This window comes from Hyphomicrobiales bacterium (genome assembly GCA_016125495.1).
Taxonomy (GTDB): Bacteria; Pseudomonadota; Alphaproteobacteria; order Rhizobiales; family RI-29; genus RI-29.
Map to the genome: position 1 here is coordinate 64,558 of WGLQ01000005.1, position 18,747 is coordinate 83,304.

Below are 18,747 nucleotides of genomic sequence, written 5' to 3' on the forward strand. Positions count from 1 at the left end.
TCCGCCCGACCGTATAGCAGCTATGCAAATTCCGTACTGTGAAAGTTTTACGACAAAAGTAGTGTGGTAGTATGAGCAAGTTGGATGTGGTTCGCGCATTTTCTGCTCTTGCACAGGAGACCCGTGTCGACGTGGTCCGGCACCTCGTCGAATGCGGCACCGATGGAAGTCCGGCCGGCGAGATCGCGCGTCATCTCTCGGTCTCCTCACAGACCCTTACATTCCATCTGAGATGCCTCGTGGAGGCCGGGCTCGTCACGCGGCGACGGCGTGGGCGCTTCATCATCTATGCCGCGCGCCTCGAGGTTCTGTCCGAGCTTGCGCGCTTCCTGCTGGAAAACTGTTGCGCGCGCCAAGCGGCCAGTTGTCCGGTCGCCGAGCAGGGCGGCGAGAGCGTTGCGTGCCTCACGGCCGGGGGGGAGCGCAAAATGTGAGCACAACGGAATTCGACGGTCGCCTGGGAACACCGGGCGCAATCCGCGGCGCGCTGTGCCGCGGGAAGGCCAACCGTGCGACAGAACGACCACCGACGGCCCACTGCGGCAGGTGGCGCGCCGTGCACGCTGGGAACGGTTCAACGGTGCCTAAGGGAGGTAATTCATGCTCAAGACCTTGATACCGGGTGGGGCAAGGCGGCCGCTCCTTGCGGCGACCGCGATGCTTGCGCTCTCGTCGGGCCAGGCGCTCGCGGCGGAGGCCAGCGGCAAGCTGGTCTGGATCGATCAGAAGAACTCCGCGCTGTTGCTGGAGTGCAGCGATGGCGGTTGCGGCGCGATCCCGAACGCCAAGAAAGGGGAAACCTACACGTTCATCATCACCGATGGCGTGCGAGGGGCAACCGGGGCGCTCCAGGAGGGGCAGACACTGACGCTGGTCTACGACGAGGCCGAGGACAAGTCCTACCGCCTGACCGCGATCAAGTAAATAGAACATGGAGTTATGGGAGGTTAATGCCATGCAGGGAGTTCGCTGGCTGACGGCATTGATGAGCGGCGCGGCCGTCGCGCTCGCACTCACGGCGCCTGGTACCGCGGGGGCCGCGGAATGGAACAAGGAGGCGTTCAAGGCGCGCGTCGAGGCGGCCAGGAGTGCAGAGGGCGGCACCCTCATCCAGTACGACGCGCAGCCCAACTATGCGAACTGGGGCGGTCTCACCGCCTTTTTCAACCGCGAGTACGGCGTGCGCGTGCCGCCGGACATGAAGGGGAGCGGGCCGACGCTCGCCGCGCTCCTGCGTGAACAGGCCAACACCGTCGCCGACGTCGCCTACTACAACTCCCTCGTCGCCTATGAAGCCGGCGAGCGCGGCGTGCACCAACCCTACAAACCCGCCGGGTTCGATCGCATTCCGGACTGGTGCAAGGATCCCGAGGGGACCTGGTTCTGCGTGCACCAGGGAGTGATCGCGTTCATCGTCAATACCGATGCACTCAAGAAGGCGAACGTTCCGGTGCCGAAGTGCTGGGCGGATCTGCTCGATCCAAAGTACCAGGGGCTCGTCGCCTACGACGATCCGACCGTCCACGGCACGGCGATGGAGGCGATCTTCGCGGCCAACATGGCGATGGGCGGCAGCACGACGGATTTCGCTCCGGGTCTCGAGTATCTCAAGAAGCTGGACAAGAACGTGCTGCGCTACTCGCGTGACACGAGCTACAATCCGACGCTTCGCGGGGAGGTCGCCGTCTGGCTCCACGCGGATGGCAGCGGCTACAAGATGAAGTGGGAGGATGGCGGGCCGATCGAGGTCATCATTCCCTGCGAAGGCACGGTGTCGGTGCCGCTCGCCATGGGCATGGTGCGGTGGGCCAAGCGTCCGGAACTCGCAAAGGCCTACCTCGACTGGCTGCTGAGCCCCGAGGCGCAGGGCATCTGGGCGGACAGCTACTGGGTGCCGATCCTGCCCGAGTACATGTCCGACCAGGCTCGCCAGCGCATGACGCCGATGCACGGCACCTACGACCTCATCAAGGCGGTCTCGATCGCCGAGAAGCGCGGCATCATCGGCAATTATCGCACCGCTTGGCGCGATCAGATCCGTCGGCAATAGGCTCGAGTGCGGCTGCTGCAGGGTGTGCATACCGCAACGGTAGAGAAAAAAACCGGAAGGGGCGTTCCCTTCCGGAGCAGTTCCCTCACCGCATGGAAAGCAGATCGGGACCCATAGGATGAGACGCAGCCTTGCACCGCTCCTCTACATCGCACCGCTTGTCGTGTTCTTCATGGGGGTCATGGTCTATCCGTTCGTCGACATGGTCTATCAGGGCTGTCTGCCCGCCATCGACATTCTGGAAGCCGGCAACGTGGACGATGTCGGGGCAAGGAAGACGGGCCTTGCGGCCTGCTCGCTCGCGAACTACGTCAGCGTCTTCACCGACCCGTTCATCCGTTCTACGCTGCTCACGAGCGTTGCGGTGAGCGCGATCGTTTCCATCCTTTCCATCGCGCTCTGCATCGGACCGGCCTGGCTGCTCGTGCGCAAGGATTTCTGGGGCAAGCGGATGTTCCGGGCGATCCTCACGATCCCGATGGCCTTTTCGGGCATCATCATCGGCTTCCTGGCCGTCATCATGATCGGGCGGATCGGATTCATCCCGCAGCTCTCGAGCCTCCTCATCGGCGTGCCGCTCGGCGAGGCACTCGCCTACAGCCTCGTCGGGCTCGGCCTCGCCTACATCTGGTTTCAAATCCCCCGCGCCACGCTGACGCTCGAGTCCGCGATCCGCAAGTTCGACTGGGACCTCGAAAGCGCGGCGCGCGGTCTCGGAGCGAGCAACCTGCAGACCCTCAGATACGTCCTCCTGCCGCTGCTCATTCCGGCCATGGTCTCGACCGTCGCGGTGACGTTCGCGGTCTCGATGGGCTCGTTCGGCGTGGCGCTTCTGCTGCTCAAGAAGGCAAGCGTATTTCCGCTCGAAATCTACAACCAGGTCTATGCCAATCTCGCCTTCGAGATGGCGGCGGCCATGTCCGTCGTGCTCGGACTGCTGACCGTGACGATCAATTATTTCCTTCGGCGCTGGGCCGAGCGGCACTACGTGTTCAGCGGCGCCTAGTGTAGCGCCCGAAAGGTGGGATAGGGAGGTCGATATTATGGGATCGGCGGGGAGCAGTGGCGGCGAAGGGATGTCGAGCCGGGCGACGGTGTCGGCACCGCCGCGCCGTGGACGGTCGGCTTCGGCCTGGACGGTGATGTCGGCGGTAACGAGCCTCGTTCTGGTCTTCCTCGTCGTCACACCCATTCTCATCTGCGTCTGGGGCTCGTTCACGACGCTCTCGACGATGGGGGCGGCGAGTACGCACAGCGGAGCCGGCTGGCAGCAGCAGGACCTCGGCGCGTTCAGCTCGGGAGCTCGCCAGACGACCGGCCCCGTGACGCTGCTCTGGTATCAGTACGTCTTCGAAGTCTACGGCCACACGCTGCTCCTCTCCCTGCAGCTCGCGGTGCTCTGCATCGCCTTCACCATCGTGCTCGGGGTGAGCGGAGGATATGCGCTGGTGCGCTACGACTTTCCCGGCAAGAGCCTCGTGGAAGAATTGATCCTCATCCCGCTGTCGCTGCCGGGCATCTCGATCGCCGTGGCCCTCATCGGCACCTACGGCATGATCCGGGGATCTTCACTCATCATCCTCATGGGGCATCTCCTCTACACGCTGCCGTTCATGCTGCAATCGGTGACCAACACGCTACGCAGCTACAACTATTTCGAGCTCGAGCGGGCCGCCGCCGTGACAGGCGCGAATGGCTGGCAGCGGGTGTGGTACGTGCTCTTGCCGAACTTGCGGCACGCCATCATCGTCGGCTCCCTTCTGGTGTTCACGATCTCGCTCGGGGAGTTCAATGCGAGTTTCCTGCTGACGACGCCAACGACGCTTACGCTGCCGGCGGCGCTCTACGATTCCTACACCAATGACAGCTTCCAGGTGTCGAGCGCGGCGACGAGTGTCTTCATCCTGATCGTCGTTCCGGTGCTCCTCGCAATCCAGCTGGTCGGAGGAAAAGAAATGCGCGACGTCGGGCAGGCGGCCTGATGCCTGTCGCCGGGAGCCTGTCGGGCCGAGGCGTGCGCACGCGAACGCAAGCGAGTGGAAGGGACGAGGGGGTATGAGTTACGAAATCCGGCTGGACGGCCTCAGGAAGGTCTATCCCGACGGCACCGAAGCGCTTTCGCGCGTCGATCTGGTCTGCCCACCGGGCAAGACGACGACGCTGGTCGGTCCGTCCGGGTCGGGCAAGTCGACGATTCTCAAGATCGTCGCAGGGTTGCTCGAGCCTTCCGAGGGGGCCGTTCTGTTCGATGGCCGCGACGTCACGTATCTGCTCCCCGAGAAGCGCAACATCGGGATGGTCTTCCAGTCCTATGCGCTGTTTCCGAACATGACGGTGCAGGAGAACGTCGAGTTCGGACTGCTGGTGCGCGGGGTGGCGGCGAGCGAGCGCCGGCGCAAGGCGATGGAGGCGCTCGAGGTCGTGCAGATCACGAGCCTCGCGCATCGCCGCACGCATCAGCTCTCGGGCGGTCAGCAGCAACGCGTGGCGCTGGCACGGGCGGTCGTGTTCTCGCCTGATATCCTCCTCCTCGACGAGCCCCTGTCCGCGCTCGACGCCAAGATCCGCCACGAATTGCGCGCCGAACTCGCCCGCCTGCTCGGGCAGTTCGCGATCACCGCGGTCTACGTCACGCACGACCAGCAGGAGGCGATGTCGCTCGGCGACCAGGTGGTGGTGATGGACCACGGCCGGATCATGCAGGTGGGTTCGCCCTACGACGTCTATGCCCGGCCGGCGAGCACGTTCGTTGCCAATTTCATCGGCACGGCCAACCTCTTCGACGGGGAGGTCGAGGTCGCTGCCGACGGGGCGCGAACGGTGCGGCTCGGTTTCGCCAGGATCCCCCTGCCGCGGAACGTCACCACGGTGCACTCACCGGCACCGGCGGCCGGGCGATGCCAGGTCGTCTGCCGGCCGCAGGACGTCGCGATCGTCGGCGAAGAGCGGGCGCACGCGCGGGTGGTCGTCGAGGAGCGGCTCTTCCTCGGCGACCGGATCCGGATCGCCGGGCGCACGACGAGCGGGGAGGCGATGCAGATCGAGGGGCACAACAGCCTCGACATCAAGATCGGAGACACGTTGCCCGTTGCAATCGCGCTCGAGCACATGCATTTCATTCCCAAGGACCCCCCCGGCGCGCGCTGAACCGAGGGCAGCGACCGGCATGGTTTCGGGAGGGGCCGCTCCGGGCCGGTCCCATCCGAACCGATCGGGCGGGCGCCGGCAATAATCATCTACTCGGAGACCCAGCAATTGTCGCTCGCGGTAACCTATGCGCTCGGGAGCCTCTCGGCGGCGGCCGCGCTCGACATCGTTTTCCGCCGGTTTTCCGTGCAGGCGAGCGCGCGGGGCACCTATGTGATGCTGGCCGGTCTCGTCTGGCTCGGGCTGCAACTCGTGGCGATAACGGCGGCCGGTGTCGGGCTCGGTGGCCTCGGAGATGTCGTGGCCGTTGGGGCGTTGGCGGGCGTCCTCATCGCGCTCGCCAACCTTCTCCTGGTCGAGAGTCTGGCCGAGGTCGACGTCAGCCTCGCCTCGACGGTCTACCGTCTCAACACGGTGGCGGTGGTGGCTCTGGCCATCCTCGTCATCGGCGAGCCACTGACATGGGAAAAGGCGCTCGGCGTCGGGTTGGCCGTGGTGGCCGTCGCGGTGCTCTACCGGCCGAGACCACTCCAAACCGGAGCGGCGAGTTTTCGCTTTTATTTTCTGCTCGCCGTCGCCGCCTCCCTGTTGCGCGCGGTCTGGGGCATCGTGCTCAAGATCGCCAGCCTCGATGCGGTCGAGCCGCAGCTCATTATGCTGATGTCCGCGGTCGGGTTCATCGCCGTCGGGGCCGTTTATGCGATCGCCTGGGAGGGCCGGATCGCTCTCGCGCGCTCGACGCTCGCCTATAGTGTGGCAACCGGAGGCCTCATCTTTCTCGTCGCCAACTTCCTCATGCTGGCCGTCGGCGTCGGCGAGGCGAGCGTGGTCGTGCCGATCGCCAACATGAGCTTCGTCGGATCACTGGTGCTCTCGACAGCGCTCGGCATGGAGCCGCTGACGGGGCGGAAAATCATTGCCATCTCGCTCGCGGCGGTCGCCATCCTGGTGCTCGCGCTCGCAACGCACTGATCCGGGGGCGGCCGTCGATGGCGGCGATTGAGCCGGTCCGGCGATCGGGGGTAGTCTTCGGCCAGTCGATTCGCTGGCGAGGGGCCCGACCCGGACGCTGCCGGATGCCACGAACGAGACGTGGAGCGCACGATGCCCGAGCCAGAACGCATCATCTCCGCCGCCAAGCGGGAGGCCGACGAGGTCGATGCGCACCTCAGGCCGCAGACGCTGGACGACTTCATAGGCCAGGAGCAGGCCCGCAAGAACCTCAGGGTCTTCATCCAGGGGGCGCGCTCGCGCGGCGATGCGCTCGATCATGTGCTTTTCGCCGGACCACCCGGCCTCGGCAAGACGACCCTCGCGCAGATCATGTCACGCGAACTCGGGGTCGGCTTTAGGGCGACATCTGGCCCGGTCATCGCCAAGGCGGGCGATCTCGCAGCGCTGCTGACCAACCTCGAGGCGCGGGACGTCCTCTTCATCGACGAGATCCACCGGCTCAATCCGGCCGTCGAGGAGATCCTCTATCCGGCCATGGAGGACTTCCAGCTCGATCTCATCATCGGCGAAGGGCCGGCGGCGCGCTCCGTGCGCATCGATCTTCCGCCGTTCACTCTGGTGGGGGCGACGACGCGGGCTGGGCTCCTGACGACGCCGTTGCGCGACCGCTTCGGCATCCCGATCCGCCTCAATTTCTACGAGGAGCACGAGCTGACGACCATCGTGAAGCGCGGGGCCCGGGTGCTCGGCGTACCGATGGCCGAGGACGGTGCGCGCGAGATCGCAAGGCGATCGCGCGGCACGCCGAGGATCGCGGGCCGGCTGCTGCGGCGGGTGCGGGATTTCGCGGCCTTCGAGCGGGCGGCGCTGATCGATGCGGCGGTGGCGGACCGGGCGCTCGGTCAGCTCGAGGTCGACGGGGCGGGCCTCGATGCGCTCGACCATCGCTATCTGCGCTGCATCGCCGAAAACTACGACGGCGGCCCGGTCGGGATCGAGACGATCTCGGCGGCGCTATCGGAGCCGCGTGACGCGCTCGAGGAGATCGTCGAGCCCTATCTGCTGCAACAGGGCTTCATCGGGCGCACGCCGCGCGGCCGCGTCATTACGCTGAAGGCCTATCGACACCTCGGCATCCTGCGCAGTCGCTCGGCGGAAGAGCGCCAGGCGAGCCTCTTCGGCGGGGCGAACGGGGAAGGTGGCGAGGGTGACGATTGATCGCCCGGACCAGTGCGGGGCGCTCCTATTCGATCCAGAGGTTGGCGAGGCTGAAGGGCACGGCGTCGAATGGCGGGGCGGCGGCCATGTCGTCGCCGACGACTACGGTGAGCAGCACGTAGAGGCCGGCGCGCAGCTCGAACACCTTGAGTGTTCGGCCGTCGGGATCGAGCAGCCAGAGGTGTTTCACCCCTTCGCGGGCATAGACCGCTCGTTTGGGGCCGCGATCGAGTTGCGCGGTGGAGGGCGAGAGCACCTCGCAGACCCAATCCGTTGACGTCTCGAACCAGGCCGTTTCGGGTAGCCGGGGCATGCGCTCGCGACGCCAGCCAGCAAGGTCGGGAACGACGATGTCGTCGGCGAGGTGCAATTCGGGCTCGACGAGGACCAGCCAGCCACCCGGACCACCACGGCCGCGGCCGAACGGATTGACGAGGTCGCTCGCTAACTCGGTCGTGACTTGGACATGGCGCGGTCGGGGTCGGGGATGCGCGTAGAGGTTGCCGGCGACGATCTCACCGGTGACATGGTCCGGCAGATCGACGATATCCTGGTAGGTGGCGGTTCGGCTGATGGCGCGGGCCTGGCTCATGGAACCTCTCGTTCGAGCGTTCGGGAAACGCGCGGTGCATGCGCCACAATATAGCAACGGGACGGAGCCGATGACACCCGTGGGCGACGATGTAGTGCGGGCCGGCGAGGCGATGGATAGCGCGGGCGCCTGTGCCGCGAGCGGATGGCCGGACCTTGCCGGGCGGCTCACCGCGTCGGGTCACGAACTCGCCGTGCGGGTCTATTTCGAGGACACCGACTTTTCCGGCGTCGCCTATCATGCCAGCCACGTGCGATGGATGGAGCGCGGGCGCTCGGACTACCTGCGGTTGCTCGGCGTTCATCACCATGTGCTCCATGCGGGAGCCGATGGAGGAGACGGGGCGGGACCCGCCGCGTTCGTCGTGCGCCGGCTCGAACTGGACTATCTCGCTCCCGCGCGAATCGACGATGTTCTGGTCGTCGCAACTCGGGTGGAGGAACTCGCGAGTGCCTACTGCCGGTTGAGCCAGGAGATCCGACGCGAGGGGACGGTGATCGCGCGCGGCCGGGTGCAGGTGGTTCTGGTCGGGGCAAGCGGACGGCCATTGCGGATCAAGGGGGCGCTGCGCGAGCAATTGTCGCGGTGACGGATGGGGGCGATGGGCAGGCACAGTGGTGCGCATGGCGCCGAGGTGACCTCGGGTGTGGAACGATACGGGTCCTTGTTTGGTCACAATAAGCCGTTCTATGAGCGGCTTGTGCGAGCCGGAATTGGCGTGCCGGCGAGCGAGGGCGGCCGCATCGGGCCGGCCATCATGTTTCCTTCTGTATCGGCCATCGTGCTGCAAGCGGGCGCGGTCGGACAACTGATCCGGTCCGCCATCGGTCGGACGAGGCGGGCTGGCTCGAGGCGGCCCCAGTGGCGGGAGTTTCAATGAACCCGGTCGAGATCCTGGCACTTCCCCACGGGGGTGAGGGCAGCCTCTCCATGATCGGCCTCTTCATGCAGGCCGACCCGGTCGTCAAGGCGGTGATGATCGGTCTGATGCTGGCTTCGGTATGGTCCTGGGCGATCATCTTCGAAAAGCTCATCGCGTTCTCGCGCGCTCGCCGCGATGCCAACCGCTTCGAGCAGATGTTCTGGTCGGGCCAGTCGCTCGAGGATCTCTATGCCGGTCTCTCGCGCCAGAAGACGAGGTCGACGGCCGCGCTCTTCGTTGCCGCGATGCGCGAATGGAAGCGCAGCCTGGAGGCGACGCCGAAGTCGCTCCGTGGCTTGCAGGGGCGGGTCGAGAAGGTGATGGACGTCACGCTCGCTCGCGAGATGGAGCGCCTCGAGTCGCGGTTGCTCTTCCTGGCATCGGTCGCTTCGGCAGGGCCGTTCATCGGTCTCTTCGGAACGGTCTGGGGGATCATGAACAGCTTCACGGCGATCGCGGCCTCCAAGAACACGAACCTCGCCGTGGTGGCCCCAGGCATCGCCGAGGCGCTCTTTGCGACCGCGCTCGGCCTGCTGGCTGCCATCCCCTCTCTGATCTTCTACAACAAGTTCTCGAACGACGCGGGGCGCCTCGCGAGCCGTCTCGAGGGCTTCGCGGACGAGTTCTCGGCAATCATCTCGCGGCAAGTCGACGTCAGGAGCTGACCATGGGAGCCAGCCTCCAGGGGAGTTCGCGCGGCAAGAAGTCGGGTCGCCGCGCGCGGCACATGCCGTTGGCGGAGATCAACGTCACGCCTTTCGTCGACGTGATGCTGGTGCTGCTGATCATCTTCATGGTGACAGCGCCGCTGCTCACGGTCGGCGTGCCCATCGAGTTGCCCAAGACGCGTGCGAAACAGATTTCGTCGAACCAGGAGCCTCTGACGGTCACGCTCTCGGCGAAGGGTGATATCTTTCTCATGGAAACCGCCGTCACTCTCGACGAACTGGCGCCGCGACTGCAGGCGATCGCGGCCAGCAAGGGGGGGACGGACGAGGCGATCTTCGTTCGTGGTGACAGCGCGATCGATTATGGTCAGGTCATGCGTGTGATGGGGCGAATCAGCGCGGCGGGGTTCACGAAGGTGTCGCTGATCACCGATATCGAGGGTTCGTGAAGGCGGAGGAACGATGCGCATCGCTTTCTTCGTCTCGCTGTTCCTGCATGCCGCATTGATCGGCTGGGGGCTGCTCGAATTCGGTCAATCCAAACCGCTCGATCTGCCGCAGCCGACGCGGATCAACGTCGAGATCGTCGATATCGCAGAACTGACCCGCATCCGGCAGGGGACCCCCAAGCCGGAACCGACGGTCGCCACGCCGCCGCCGCCCAAGGAGACGCCGCCGGCAAAGACGCCGACGCCGCCAAAGCGGGTCGCGGCGCTCCCGCCGCCAGCGCCAGCGGCGCCGTCCGAACCGGTGCCACCCGCGGCCAAGAGTGAGCCCGAAGCGACGGCCGCACCCGCCGCGGCACCGGCGCCACCGCGCAAGCCCAAGCCGCCCGCGCGCGCCGAACGCCCGAAGCCGGCCACCCAGCAGCCGCCCAAGAAGACGCCGCCCGCCCGCCGCGAGCAGCGCAACAACTTCGATTCGGAAGACATCGCGGCGCTGCTCAACAAACTACCCGATGCCGCCCCTGCCGCGGCCGCACAGCCGGCTCAGACAGAAGCGCTCGGCAATCGCCAGCGTCGGACGCCGAACGTGCTCGGTCAGGCCGATGGACAGGGTGACCAGCTGACCATCAGCGAGTTCGACTTCTTCATGCGACAGATCGGGCAGTGCTGGACGCCACCGGTCGGGGCCGCCAATGCGCAGGCCTTGCTGCCTGTCATCGCTTTCGAACTCGACCGAAATGGCGCTGTCACGGGCATTCCGAGGGTAGTGAACCATCAGAGTTCGCCGTTCTTCATCGCCGCGGCGGATGCCGCGATCCGGGCGATCAAGGCCTGCCAGCCCTACCGCCTGCCGAAGGACAAGTACGACGATTGGGCGCGTAACGAGATCACCTTCGATCCAACGCGGATGTTCGGCGGGTGAGGAACGGGACGAGCGCGTCGCGGCGCCGACAACGGTTGCGATCCGCCTAGAAATAGTCGCCAGTCCGTTGGAAAACGGGGATGCTGGCGTGGCACCATGGACCGCGGGGCGCGTTGCCTGCACAAGTCGCGTGACGCCACGGCCCTGCCGGTGATCTCCGGCAGGGCTCGACCGGTGGCATGACTGGGACAAACTGCACCGGCGACGGCCACGGGCAGGAAAGGGAAGGTTGTGGGAATGCGGGCAGCTTCGCTTTCGAGCCGGGTAGAGTGCGGTGCGCGCACGGGCGCCGCGAAGGCGGCTGCCTCGATCGGCTTCGTCCTGGTGGCGCTTGCGCTGGCGATGAGCCTCGTTGCGCCGGCCCATGCCGTGACCGGGCGGGTGACCGAGGGCTCGCTCAACCCCCTCAAGATCGCGATACCGGAGTTCCTGGGCGTCGACGAGGAAAGCGGCCGGCTCGGGGCCAGCATCGCCGGGGTCATCGCCGCCGACCTGCAAGGCTCGGGCCTCTTCGAGCCGATCGACCCGGCGGCCTTCATCGAGCGCGGTGCCAGCGCGCAGCAGGTTCCACGCTTTGCCGACTGGCGTGTGCTGGAGGCCGAGGCGCTCGCGGTCGGCAATGTGACCTCCGGCGGCAACGGGCGGCTCGAGGTCGCCTTTCGCCTTTGGGATGTCTACACCGGGCGCCAGAGCGCTGGCCAGTCGTTCGCGTTCGATGCCGCAAACTGGCGCCGCGTCGCGCATCTCATTGCCGACGTCATCTACGAGCGTTTGACCGGCGAAGCGGGATACTTCGACACGCGCGTCGTCTTCATCGACGAGACCGGACCGAAGGACCGCAGGGTCAAACGGTTGGCAATCATGGACCAGGACGGGGCGAATGTGCGGGTGCTCTCGCGGGGCGACTCGCTGGTGCTGACACCGCGTTTCAGCCCGACCTCGCAGCTCATTACCTACATGTCCTACGATGGCGGGCGGCCGAGTGTGCACCTCATGAACATCGACAGCGGTGAGCGTCAGGTGGTCGGCAACTTCCCGACTATGTCGTTCGCCCCACGCTTCTCGCCGGACGGGCGCAAGATCATCATGAGTCTGCAGCAGGGCGGGGCTTCGGCCATCCACGAACTCGACCTGCAATCGCGCGCCACGCGCCAACTGACACAGGCCAATGCCATCGACACGGCGCCGTCCTACGCGCCCGACGGGCGTCAGATCGTGTTCGAATCGGACCGCGAAGGTGGCCAGCAGCTCTTCGTCATGAATGCCGATGGCTCGGCGCAGCGCCGCATCAGCTTCGGGGAAGGGCGTTATTCGACGCCGGTCTGGTCGCCGCGCGGCGACCTCATTGCGTTTACGAAGCAGTACGCAGGCCGCTTTCTCATCGGGGTCATGGCGCCGGACGGCAGCGGCGAGCGAATCCTCACGGGCGGCTTTCACAACGAAGGCCCGACTTGGGCGCCGAACGGCCGGGTCCTGATGTTCTTTCGGGAGTCGCCCGGAGAGAACGGCGGTCCGGCCATCTACTCGATCGATCTCACCGGTTACAACGAGCGACGGGTGCCGACCCCTTCGTTCGCCTCGGACCCGGCCTGGTCGCCAAGGCTCGGGCGTTGACCGTTCCGGGAGCGTCGTGGGCACCTGTTCAGTGGCCATTGGAATTGCCAGCAAGTGCCTCTTTTCCTTACCCTTCAGGTTCCAGGGCGCAGACCGACCGGTGGCCCCCGCCAAGCGTGGCGCCCGTGCTGGTCTCGTGGCATTTTCGCACCAACGCCGTGGAAAACCTGCGTCACCTTGGGGGCTTTGCTTGATCGACTCTGCCGACGCCAGCTAATCGAGAATACGGCGATTGCCGATTAGCAGAGGAGAGAAGACCATGCAGGGTTTGAAGGGCGCACTCGTCGTTGCCGCTGTGCTGGCGACGGCTGCTCTTGGTGCATGCCGCAAGGAAGTCCCCCACACGCCGATGAAGCTCGGCGCGGCGGACGTGGCTGTGCAGCAGGTCGCGGAGTAATTCGCGAAAGGATTCTGGCTCCCACGGAAACGTGGCGAGCCAGCGGAATGCGAGACCGCGCCATCGTCAAATCAGGCGATGTGCGCGGTTTCTCTTTGAAGGCCCGTAAGTGGTCGGGCGGCGTCTCGGCCACAGCAGCGGCCATCGATACAATGGTCACGCCGCTGCCGGACGGCGTCATGCCGATCGGTGGATTGCGGGGACGAGACGGCGGACGTTCCTGCTGCAGGCGCAAATCGCGTTGCCCACGTCACAATTTCGCGCCAACTTGGTGGCATGCCGTTCCAGGTCACGCGCGCGCTCAGCGCTGGAAATGCCCGCACGGGGTCAGCGAGGTCGGAGATGAGACTGCAACCGCACAACATGTTTTCGCGCTTCGCGGCGATCAGCGCCGTCGCGCTGCTTGCGGCGGGTTGCGCGAATCAGGCCGCCTCACCGACGGCGGACCTTGCGAACGGCGGCTACGGGTCGAGCGGTCCGGTGACGCCGGGCACGGAGCGTGATTTCAGCGTCAACGTCGGGACCACGGTCTACTTCACGACCGACAGCACCGATCTCACCCCGGAAGCCCAGCAGACCCTGCAGAAGCAGGCGCTCTGGCTCAATCAGTATCCGCAGTACACCATCACGCTCGAAGGTCACGCCGACGAGCGGGGCACGCGGGAATACAACATAGCGCTCGGCGCTCGGCGGGCCGAGACGGTTCGCTCGTTCCTGACGGGGCAGGGTGTGCAGCCGCAGCGCATGCGGACCATCTCCTTCGGTAAGGAGCGTCCGGTGGCAGTGTGCAACGACATCTCATGCTGGTCGCAGAACCGGCGCTCGCACACACTCCTCAATAACCGTTCGTCCAGCTGACGGCGGCCTCGACGTCGCGACCGTCGCCCCGGCGTTGCCGCCGGTCGGTGCGTTGCGTGCGCCCCTTGCGGTCCCATTGACCGTTGCGAGCCGCGGATCATTCTGCCGGCGTCGCCAACTCATCCTCGCCCAGACAACCTGTTGGGCCAAAATTCGGCCCAAGAGACATGGCGTGCTCATTCCGACGGGGTGACCGCATCCGGCGCGGCTGCAATTGCGCGGTGGTGCGGCCCCCAGCACTGTCCCAAGCGGCTGGGTCGAACAATGATGAAGCGGCGTCGAAATCGGATTGCATTGGGCCTCGTCGGTGGGCTCGCGCTGGCGGTGGTTTGGCCAGTTGGTTCAGGCTGGGCTCGTGAGGCAACGGGCGGCCAAGCCGAGATCGTGCGCCTCAGGGCCGAGATCGAAGCGCTGGCCCAGCGGCTGCGTGAGATCGAGGAGCGTGGCTTGGCGGCTGACCGCGCGATTGCCGATCAGGCCGTCGAGCCGGTTCCCGTCGAACCGCTCGGTGCCATGCAGGAGGATGGCGGCGCCAGAAATGACAGTCCCACGGCGACGGGCGCACGTTGGCTGATGGTCGAGGCCCGGCGGGCCCGTGCGAGCGGCGATCTCGAGAGCGCCGAACTCTACTTCGCTGCCGTCATCGAAGCCTATGAAGGCGAAAGCATCGCATCCGAGGCGCGCGCCGAGTTGCTGGACCTCTACCGCTCGCGCGCGCCGTTCGACCACGGCGCGACCGTCGGCGAGCCGGTGTTCGCGCAGGACGACGAGAATGGCGAGCAGCCGAGCCCCGAGCCGCTGGCGCTGGAGGCCGACAATGCGCCGGCGGGCCAAGCGCGCGACGTCGGCGACGATGCGCTCGTGGCCGAGGTGCTCGCCGAACTGCGGCGTCGGCGGTCGGTCGGCGATCAGGTTGTCGACTTCGGTGGCGGCGTCAGCGCACCGGCCGGCGAATTGGATTCGCGTGGTCGCCGGGGGTCCGGGGGTGGACCATCGCTGGTCGACGGGGAAGCGTTGCTGCGCGAGGCTTTGCCAGATGAGTTTCGTGACGATGTCGATCCGGCGCTGGATGCGCGGCCTTCAGAAAAGCGGGCCGCTGACGGCGGGGCGAGCGTTCCGGCCGACGGCAATGATCGCAACGAGGGGGTCGTCGATCATGGCTTGGCGCGCAGTCTCCTCGGTCTCGGGGGGGATCCGGCGGACTTTCGCGCCAGTGTCGGTGATCGCGTCTTCTTTCGTGCGGCAAGCGCGGACATCGATCCGGCTGCTGCTGGTGTGCTCGAGGCGCAAGCGCGTTGGATCATCGGGTTCGATCCGGCCCACGTGACAATCGAGGGGCATGCCGACGAACCCGGAACGGACGCGCAGAATCTCGACCTCTCGGTGGCGCGTGCCCAGGCGGTCCGGCTGTTCCTCATCGAGAACGGGGTTTCCGAGGACCTGATCGAGATCGTCGCCTTCGGACGAACGGAGCCGGTGGCGCAGTGCGACCGCGATATCTGCGCCCGCCAGAACAGGCGAGTCGTCACGGTCGTGGGGGCAGCGCGAGCCCGGCCGGGCCGCGTTTCGCACGAGCAACGACATGGGCCGAAGGTCGGCGAGCCGGCGACAGCGGTCGGCGTGCCTGCGACGGGGACATTCCGGGTCAGCCGCGTCGAGCCGGTGCGCTCGGGGTCAGACGGGGCGGAGACGATCGTCGAGAGCGGCGAGCGAGGCGACGGCGTCGCGGGTGCCGGGTTACCCCGCGCGGAAGCGCCAGCACCGCAGGTCGCCCCGCCGGTTCGGCGCCGTCCACGCGACATTTCCGAGGCGCTGCGTCAGATCGACCTCTCAAGGTCGCGCTGATGATGACGATGGGAGTGCCCGCAATTCCCCGGTTGGGGGGCGGCGGGCCGTCCGGAGTGTGTCGACCGGGAAACGGCGGAAGGCCAGCGCACCCGGGCCTTGCTCGGCGAGCCGGCGCGGTATGGCGCGGTCTGGCCCGAGCGGTTATCCTCGGCTCGGAACATGGGCGTCACCGTGGCGCGACAGCGATCGTCGGCGGGTGCCGACACCGGGGATTGCCGAAATGGCGAATCTGCTGTCGTTTTTTCGGCTCAGCCGCTGTGACCTGAATGGGGCTGTCGTCCATCGCCAGGTCCAAGCACCGCGAGCCGCAGAAGTGGAACCCTGAGATATGAACGCTTCCAGCTCCATTGCGCGCCTTCGTCCGCGAGGCGTCAGCCTGCTCGAACGGCTCGTCTCGGCGAACGTCTGGCGGGTATGGACCATTCACGGTTGGGCGATCGGCGTTTGCCTCGGCGTTCTCGTGGCCACGGCAAGCGTGAAACCGGCCGACGCACAACAGCGCAGCGAAGTCGAGGAATTGCGCCAGCGCATCGAGCAGCTCGAGGCGCAGATCGTCGATCTCCAGGTGGTCATCGGAACGCTACAGTCGCTGGCGGGCGGAGCGGTGCGTCCGGGTGGCGGCCTCTCGGGCGACGATGCCTTCCGCCTCCAGGCCGTCGAGACGCAGCTGCAGGCGATCTCGGGGCAGATCGCGGCGCTGACTTCGGAAGTGCGCGGTGGCTCGCAGGCGACCTACGATGGCCAGTCGTCATCGGGTGGGCAAGGGGCGGTTGGCTTCAGCACCGAGATCGCGCCGGCCAATCGCGGCGTGGCGGGAGGGTTCGATGGTGGCTACGGCACGGGTTCGACCAGCGTCGGCGATGTCAGCGCGGGAACCCTGCAGCCGCTGCCCTCGCTCGATGGGGCGACGGGTAGCGATCCGATCGGGCGCATTCTGGCTCCGGGCGCCGGAAGCGAGGCGCTGGCCAGCGGCTTGGCTGTGACGGGCCAGACGCCCGAGCAGGTCTATGAACGCGCCTATGGCTTCCTGCTGCAGCAGGACTATGGGGCCGCCCAGACGGCATTCACCGAATTCGTCGATCGCTTCCCGGAGGACAAGCTGGCCGGCAACGCGCAGTTCTGGCTCGGCGAGACGCACTATGTGCGCGGCAGTTACCGGGAGGCGGCCGGCGCCTTTCTCAAGGCCTACAAGACATACGGCGAGAGCACCAAGGCGCCCGACAGCCTGCTGAAGCTGGCAATGTCATTGAGCCGCCTCGGACAGAAGCCCGCGGCCTGCTCGACGTTCCAGGAGTTCGAGGCACGCTTTCCGGAAGCCGCCGGCCAGAACAGGCGCCGCGTTGCCGAAGAGCAGAACCGCGCTGGGTGCTAAACTGCGGCCGCCGGCCGCGTGACCAGGGCGCCTGCCGTCGCAGGCATGGTCTCATGCGCCTCCGGTCGTGGTCGGTTGAGGCGCAAGGTCATGCATGACGCCGACGACCAGCCAGGACCGGACGAAACCGGACTCCAGGGGAAGTCCGGGGGCATCGTCTCGGCACACGCCTCGCGCGACGAAGCATCCATCTCCGGCGAAGAACTCGACGGGTTGTTCGCTGTCCTCGCGAGGCATTGCCGGTTGCTGCTGGCGGTTTCCGGCGGAGCGGACAGTCTCGCCCTGCTCGTCCTCGTCGCCGAATGGTGTCGGAGGGGGCGGGCGCGCGCCGTCGATGGCGTTGGGCGTATCTCCCCCCAACCGGCAGTCGTCCCACTGGTTCGCGTTGCCACCGTCGATCATGGTCTCAGAGCCGCGTCGGCGGCGGAGGCGCGCGTCGTTGCAGCGCATGCCGCACGGCTCGGACTCGAGCACGCCACCCTCGTCGTTCCGGAGCGCCTCGGCCCGTCACGGCTCGCGGCCGAAGCGCGGGCCGCCCGTTACGGCCTCCTCGCCGCCCACGCCCGCGCGATCGGAGCGGGGGCGGTCGTCACCGCTCATCACCTCGACGACCAGGCCGAAACGGTGATGATGCGGCTCGTTCGCGGGAGCGGCGTCGATGGGCTCGCCGGCATGCGGTCCGAGCAGCCGATGCATTGGGGGCGGCCCGTGCCTTCGCCAGTCGGCAGCGGGGCCCTGGAGGCGGCGTCGGACATCGTCCTGGTGCGGCCGCTGATCGGGGTCGAACGCAGGCGGCTCGTCGCCAGTCTCACCGCGCGCGGCATCGACGATTGGGTGGATGATCCGAGCAACACCGATCAGCGTTTCGAAAGGGCGCGTGTGCGCAAGGCGCTCGAGGTGCTGGAGGGGCTCGGCCTGGCGGCGCCATCAATCTCTCGGCTCGCGGAACGTGCCGGACGGGCAAGCGCGACCCTCGAGCGCTTGGCGGACGACTGGATCGCGTGCCAAGCGGACGTCGTAGCGGGCTACGCGCGCACCGGCATCGTCCGGCTCGCACGGGCCGCGCTGTCGCAGGCTGGCGACGAGACGGCGCTACGCGTGCTCGGGCGCGGGTTGGCGGCCGCGGGCGGCGGGGCACGAAGTTCGCTGACGCAACGCGAGGAGGTGCTGGCGGCTGTGCTCGGGGGGCAGACTGGCCGGCTCACGGTCGGCGGCTGCGTTTTGCTGCTGGCAGCCGAGGAGGTCGTCATCGGGCGCGAGGTCGGCAGGATGGGATCACCGCGACTGGTGTTGGCGCCAGGGGCGGCCGGCCTCTGGGACGGGCGTTGTATGGTTCGGCGCCCGCCTTGCGCACCGGGGCGGCCCGGCGGCCCCCTCGTGGACCAGCCCTGCGAGATCACGCCGATGACCAAGGAGGCTTGGCAGGGCCTGCGGGCCGCCCATGCGCAGGTCGGCGTGCCGGTCTGGCGCGATGCGGCCTGCCTGCCGCTGGCGGTGTTCGCGGATGGCTCGCTCGCCGCGCCGTCCGTCGGGATCGCGGTCGGACCGGACGGTTCGGGTCTTGCAATGGATGCAATGGGGCTCGACGCCCGCTTCGTGGGGCTCGTCGTCGAAACGGCCCGGGGTGGGCACAATGGCGCATGAGCGAAGCAGAATGGGTGTTCGGGCGGGCGCGTCGGGGGGCTGGAAACGGGGCCTGCGCAGCGCCGATATCGCGATGGTGAAACTTGGCAACCATC

Annotated in this window: 18 protein-coding genes; 17 read left to right on the top strand and 1 reads right to left on the bottom strand. The window is 66.9% G+C overall.

All coding sequences use genetic code 11. The annotated features are described in order from the left end of the window. The first annotated feature begins 71 nt into the window (after window positions 1-71). The 8 genes from GC150_04960 (at window position 72) to ruvB (ending at window position 7,369) form a co-directional block, all read left to right on the top strand. Window positions 72-434 carry a metalloregulator ArsR/SmtB family transcription factor gene (locus GC150_04960; GenBank protein MBI1384239.1) on the top strand — a complete coding sequence of 121 codons (363 nt, stop codon included), beginning with the start codon at window positions 72-74 and terminating at the stop codon, window positions 432-434. A gap of 166 nt (window positions 435-600) precedes the next feature. Then, the gene (locus GC150_04965) at window positions 601-924 is read left to right on the top strand and encodes a hypothetical protein (protein ID MBI1384240.1); all 324 of its coding nucleotides are present in this window, start codon (window positions 601-603) and stop codon (window positions 922-924) included. 7 nt (window positions 925-931) lie between these two features. Further along, entirely contained in the window at window positions 932-2,050 is a 1,119-nt protein-coding gene (locus tag GC150_04970; protein MBI1384241.1) for an extracellular solute-binding protein, read from the top strand. A gap of 118 nt (window positions 2,051-2,168) precedes the next feature. Beyond that, window positions 2,169-3,056, top strand: coding sequence for an ABC transporter permease subunit (locus GC150_04975; protein ID MBI1384242.1), 888 nt, complete (start codon window positions 2,169-2,171; stop codon window positions 3,054-3,056). Between the two features lie 37 nt (window positions 3,057-3,093). Next, window positions 3,094-4,032, top strand: coding sequence for an ABC transporter permease subunit (locus GC150_04980; GenBank protein ID MBI1384243.1), 939 nt, complete (start codon window positions 3,094-3,096; stop codon window positions 4,030-4,032). Between the two features lie 73 nt (window positions 4,033-4,105). Then, on the top strand, window positions 4,106-5,197 hold the full coding sequence (locus GC150_04985; protein MBI1384244.1) for an ATP-binding cassette domain-containing protein: 1,092 nt from the start codon (window positions 4,106-4,108) through the stop codon (window positions 5,195-5,197). A gap of 63 nt (window positions 5,198-5,260) precedes the next feature. Next, on the top strand, window positions 5,261-6,169 hold the full coding sequence (locus GC150_04990) for an EamA family transporter (GenBank protein MBI1384245.1): 909 nt from the start codon (window positions 5,261-5,263) through the stop codon (window positions 6,167-6,169). Between the two features lie 132 nt (window positions 6,170-6,301). Then, window positions 6,302-7,369: a Holliday junction branch migration DNA helicase RuvB gene (gene ruvB / locus GC150_04995; protein ID MBI1384246.1), complete on the top strand. Its 1,068-nt coding sequence runs from the start codon at window positions 6,302-6,304 to the stop codon at window positions 7,367-7,369. Between the two features lie 25 nt (window positions 7,370-7,394). Here ruvB and GC150_05000 read toward each other — a convergent pair whose 3' ends face one another. Further along, complete coding sequence (locus GC150_05000) at window positions 7,395-7,961, bottom strand: Uma2 family endonuclease (protein ID MBI1384247.1); 567 nt, start codon at window positions 7,959-7,961, stop codon at window positions 7,395-7,397. 112 nt (window positions 7,962-8,073) lie between these two features. Here GC150_05000 and GC150_05005 point away from each other — a divergent pair, with 112 nt between their 5' ends. From GC150_05005 to tilS, 9 genes are all read left to right on the top strand, one after another. Further along, a complete protein-coding gene (locus GC150_05005) occupies window positions 8,074-8,550 on the top strand; it encodes a YbgC/FadM family acyl-CoA thioesterase (protein MBI1384248.1) in 477 nt (158 codons plus the stop codon). Window positions 8,551-8,837: 287 nt separating this feature from the next. Continuing rightward, entirely contained in the window at window positions 8,838-9,548 is a 711-nt protein-coding gene (gene tolQ / locus GC150_05010; GenBank protein ID MBI1384249.1) for a protein TolQ, read from the top strand. A gap of 2 nt (window positions 9,549-9,550) precedes the next feature. Beyond that, window positions 9,551-10,000, top strand: a complete 450-nt coding sequence (gene tolR / locus GC150_05015) for a protein TolR (GenBank protein MBI1384250.1) — start codon at window positions 9,551-9,553, stop codon at window positions 9,998-10,000. Window positions 10,001-10,013: 13 nt separating this feature from the next. Further along, window positions 10,014-10,919, top strand: a complete 906-nt coding sequence (locus GC150_05020; protein ID MBI1384251.1) for a hypothetical protein — start codon at window positions 10,014-10,016, stop codon at window positions 10,917-10,919. A 237-nt stretch (window positions 10,920-11,156) separates the two neighbouring features. Next, window positions 11,157-12,533: a Tol-Pal system protein TolB gene (tolB, locus tag GC150_05025; protein ID MBI1384252.1), complete on the top strand. Its 1,377-nt coding sequence runs from the start codon at window positions 11,157-11,159 to the stop codon at window positions 12,531-12,533. 760 nt (window positions 12,534-13,293) lie between these two features. Then, window positions 13,294-13,788 carry a peptidoglycan-associated lipoprotein Pal gene (gene pal / locus GC150_05030; protein ID MBI1384253.1) on the top strand — a complete coding sequence of 165 codons (495 nt, stop codon included), beginning with the start codon at window positions 13,294-13,296 and terminating at the stop codon, window positions 13,786-13,788. Window positions 13,789-14,052: 264 nt separating this feature from the next. Further along, the gene (locus GC150_05035; GenBank protein MBI1384254.1) at window positions 14,053-15,633 is read left to right on the top strand and encodes an OmpA family protein; all 1,581 of its coding nucleotides are present in this window, start codon (window positions 14,053-14,055) and stop codon (window positions 15,631-15,633) included. A gap of 331 nt (window positions 15,634-15,964) precedes the next feature. Beyond that, window positions 15,965-17,008: a tol-pal system protein YbgF gene (gene ybgF, locus GC150_05040; protein MBI1384255.1), complete on the top strand. Its 1,044-nt coding sequence runs from the start codon at window positions 15,965-15,967 to the stop codon at window positions 17,006-17,008. A gap of 45 nt (window positions 17,009-17,053) precedes the next feature. Continuing rightward, window positions 17,054-18,652 carry a tRNA lysidine(34) synthetase TilS gene (tilS, locus tag GC150_05045; protein ID MBI1384256.1) on the top strand — a complete coding sequence of 533 codons (1,599 nt, stop codon included), beginning with the start codon at window positions 17,054-17,056 and terminating at the stop codon, window positions 18,650-18,652. Window positions 18,653-18,747 lie beyond the last annotated feature (95 nt).

Bases quoted from the DNA above. Each gene is read 5' to 3' on its own strand.
- GC150_04960 (MBI1384239.1), top strand. From the start codon at position 72: ATGAGCAAGTTGGATGTGGTTCGCGCATTTTCTGCTCTTGCACAGGAG.
- GC150_04965 (MBI1384240.1), top strand. From the start codon at position 601: ATGCTCAAGACCTTGATACCGGGTGGGGCAAGGCGGCCGCTCCTTGCG.
- GC150_04970 (MBI1384241.1), top strand. From the start codon at position 932: ATGGAGTTATGGGAGGTTAATGCCATGCAGGGAGTTCGCTGGCTGACG.
- GC150_04975 (MBI1384242.1), top strand. From the start codon at position 2,169: ATGAGACGCAGCCTTGCACCGCTCCTCTACATCGCACCGCTTGTCGTG.
- GC150_04980 (MBI1384243.1), top strand. From the start codon at position 3,094: ATGGGATCGGCGGGGAGCAGTGGCGGCGAAGGGATGTCGAGCCGGGCG.
- GC150_04985 (MBI1384244.1), top strand. From the start codon at position 4,106: ATGAGTTACGAAATCCGGCTGGACGGCCTCAGGAAGGTCTATCCCGAC.
- ruvB (MBI1384246.1), top strand. From the start codon at position 6,302: ATGCCCGAGCCAGAACGCATCATCTCCGCCGCCAAGCGGGAGGCCGAC.
- GC150_05000 (MBI1384247.1), bottom strand. From the start codon at position 7,961: ATGAGCCAGGCCCGCGCCATCAGCCGAACCGCCACCTACCAGGATATC.
- GC150_05005 (MBI1384248.1), top strand. From the start codon at position 8,074: ATGGATAGCGCGGGCGCCTGTGCCGCGAGCGGATGGCCGGACCTTGCC.
- tolQ (MBI1384249.1), top strand. From the start codon at position 8,838: ATGAACCCGGTCGAGATCCTGGCACTTCCCCACGGGGGTGAGGGCAGC.
- tolR (MBI1384250.1), top strand. From the start codon at position 9,551: ATGGGAGCCAGCCTCCAGGGGAGTTCGCGCGGCAAGAAGTCGGGTCGC.
- GC150_05020 (MBI1384251.1), top strand. From the start codon at position 10,014: ATGCGCATCGCTTTCTTCGTCTCGCTGTTCCTGCATGCCGCATTGATC.
- tolB (MBI1384252.1), top strand. From the start codon at position 11,157: ATGCGGGCAGCTTCGCTTTCGAGCCGGGTAGAGTGCGGTGCGCGCACG.
- pal (MBI1384253.1), top strand. From the start codon at position 13,294: ATGTTTTCGCGCTTCGCGGCGATCAGCGCCGTCGCGCTGCTTGCGGCG.
- GC150_05035 (MBI1384254.1), top strand. From the start codon at position 14,053: ATGATGAAGCGGCGTCGAAATCGGATTGCATTGGGCCTCGTCGGTGGG.
- ybgF (MBI1384255.1), top strand. From the start codon at position 15,965: ATGAACGCTTCCAGCTCCATTGCGCGCCTTCGTCCGCGAGGCGTCAGC.
- tilS (MBI1384256.1), top strand. From the start codon at position 17,054: ATGGTCTCATGCGCCTCCGGTCGTGGTCGGTTGAGGCGCAAGGTCATG.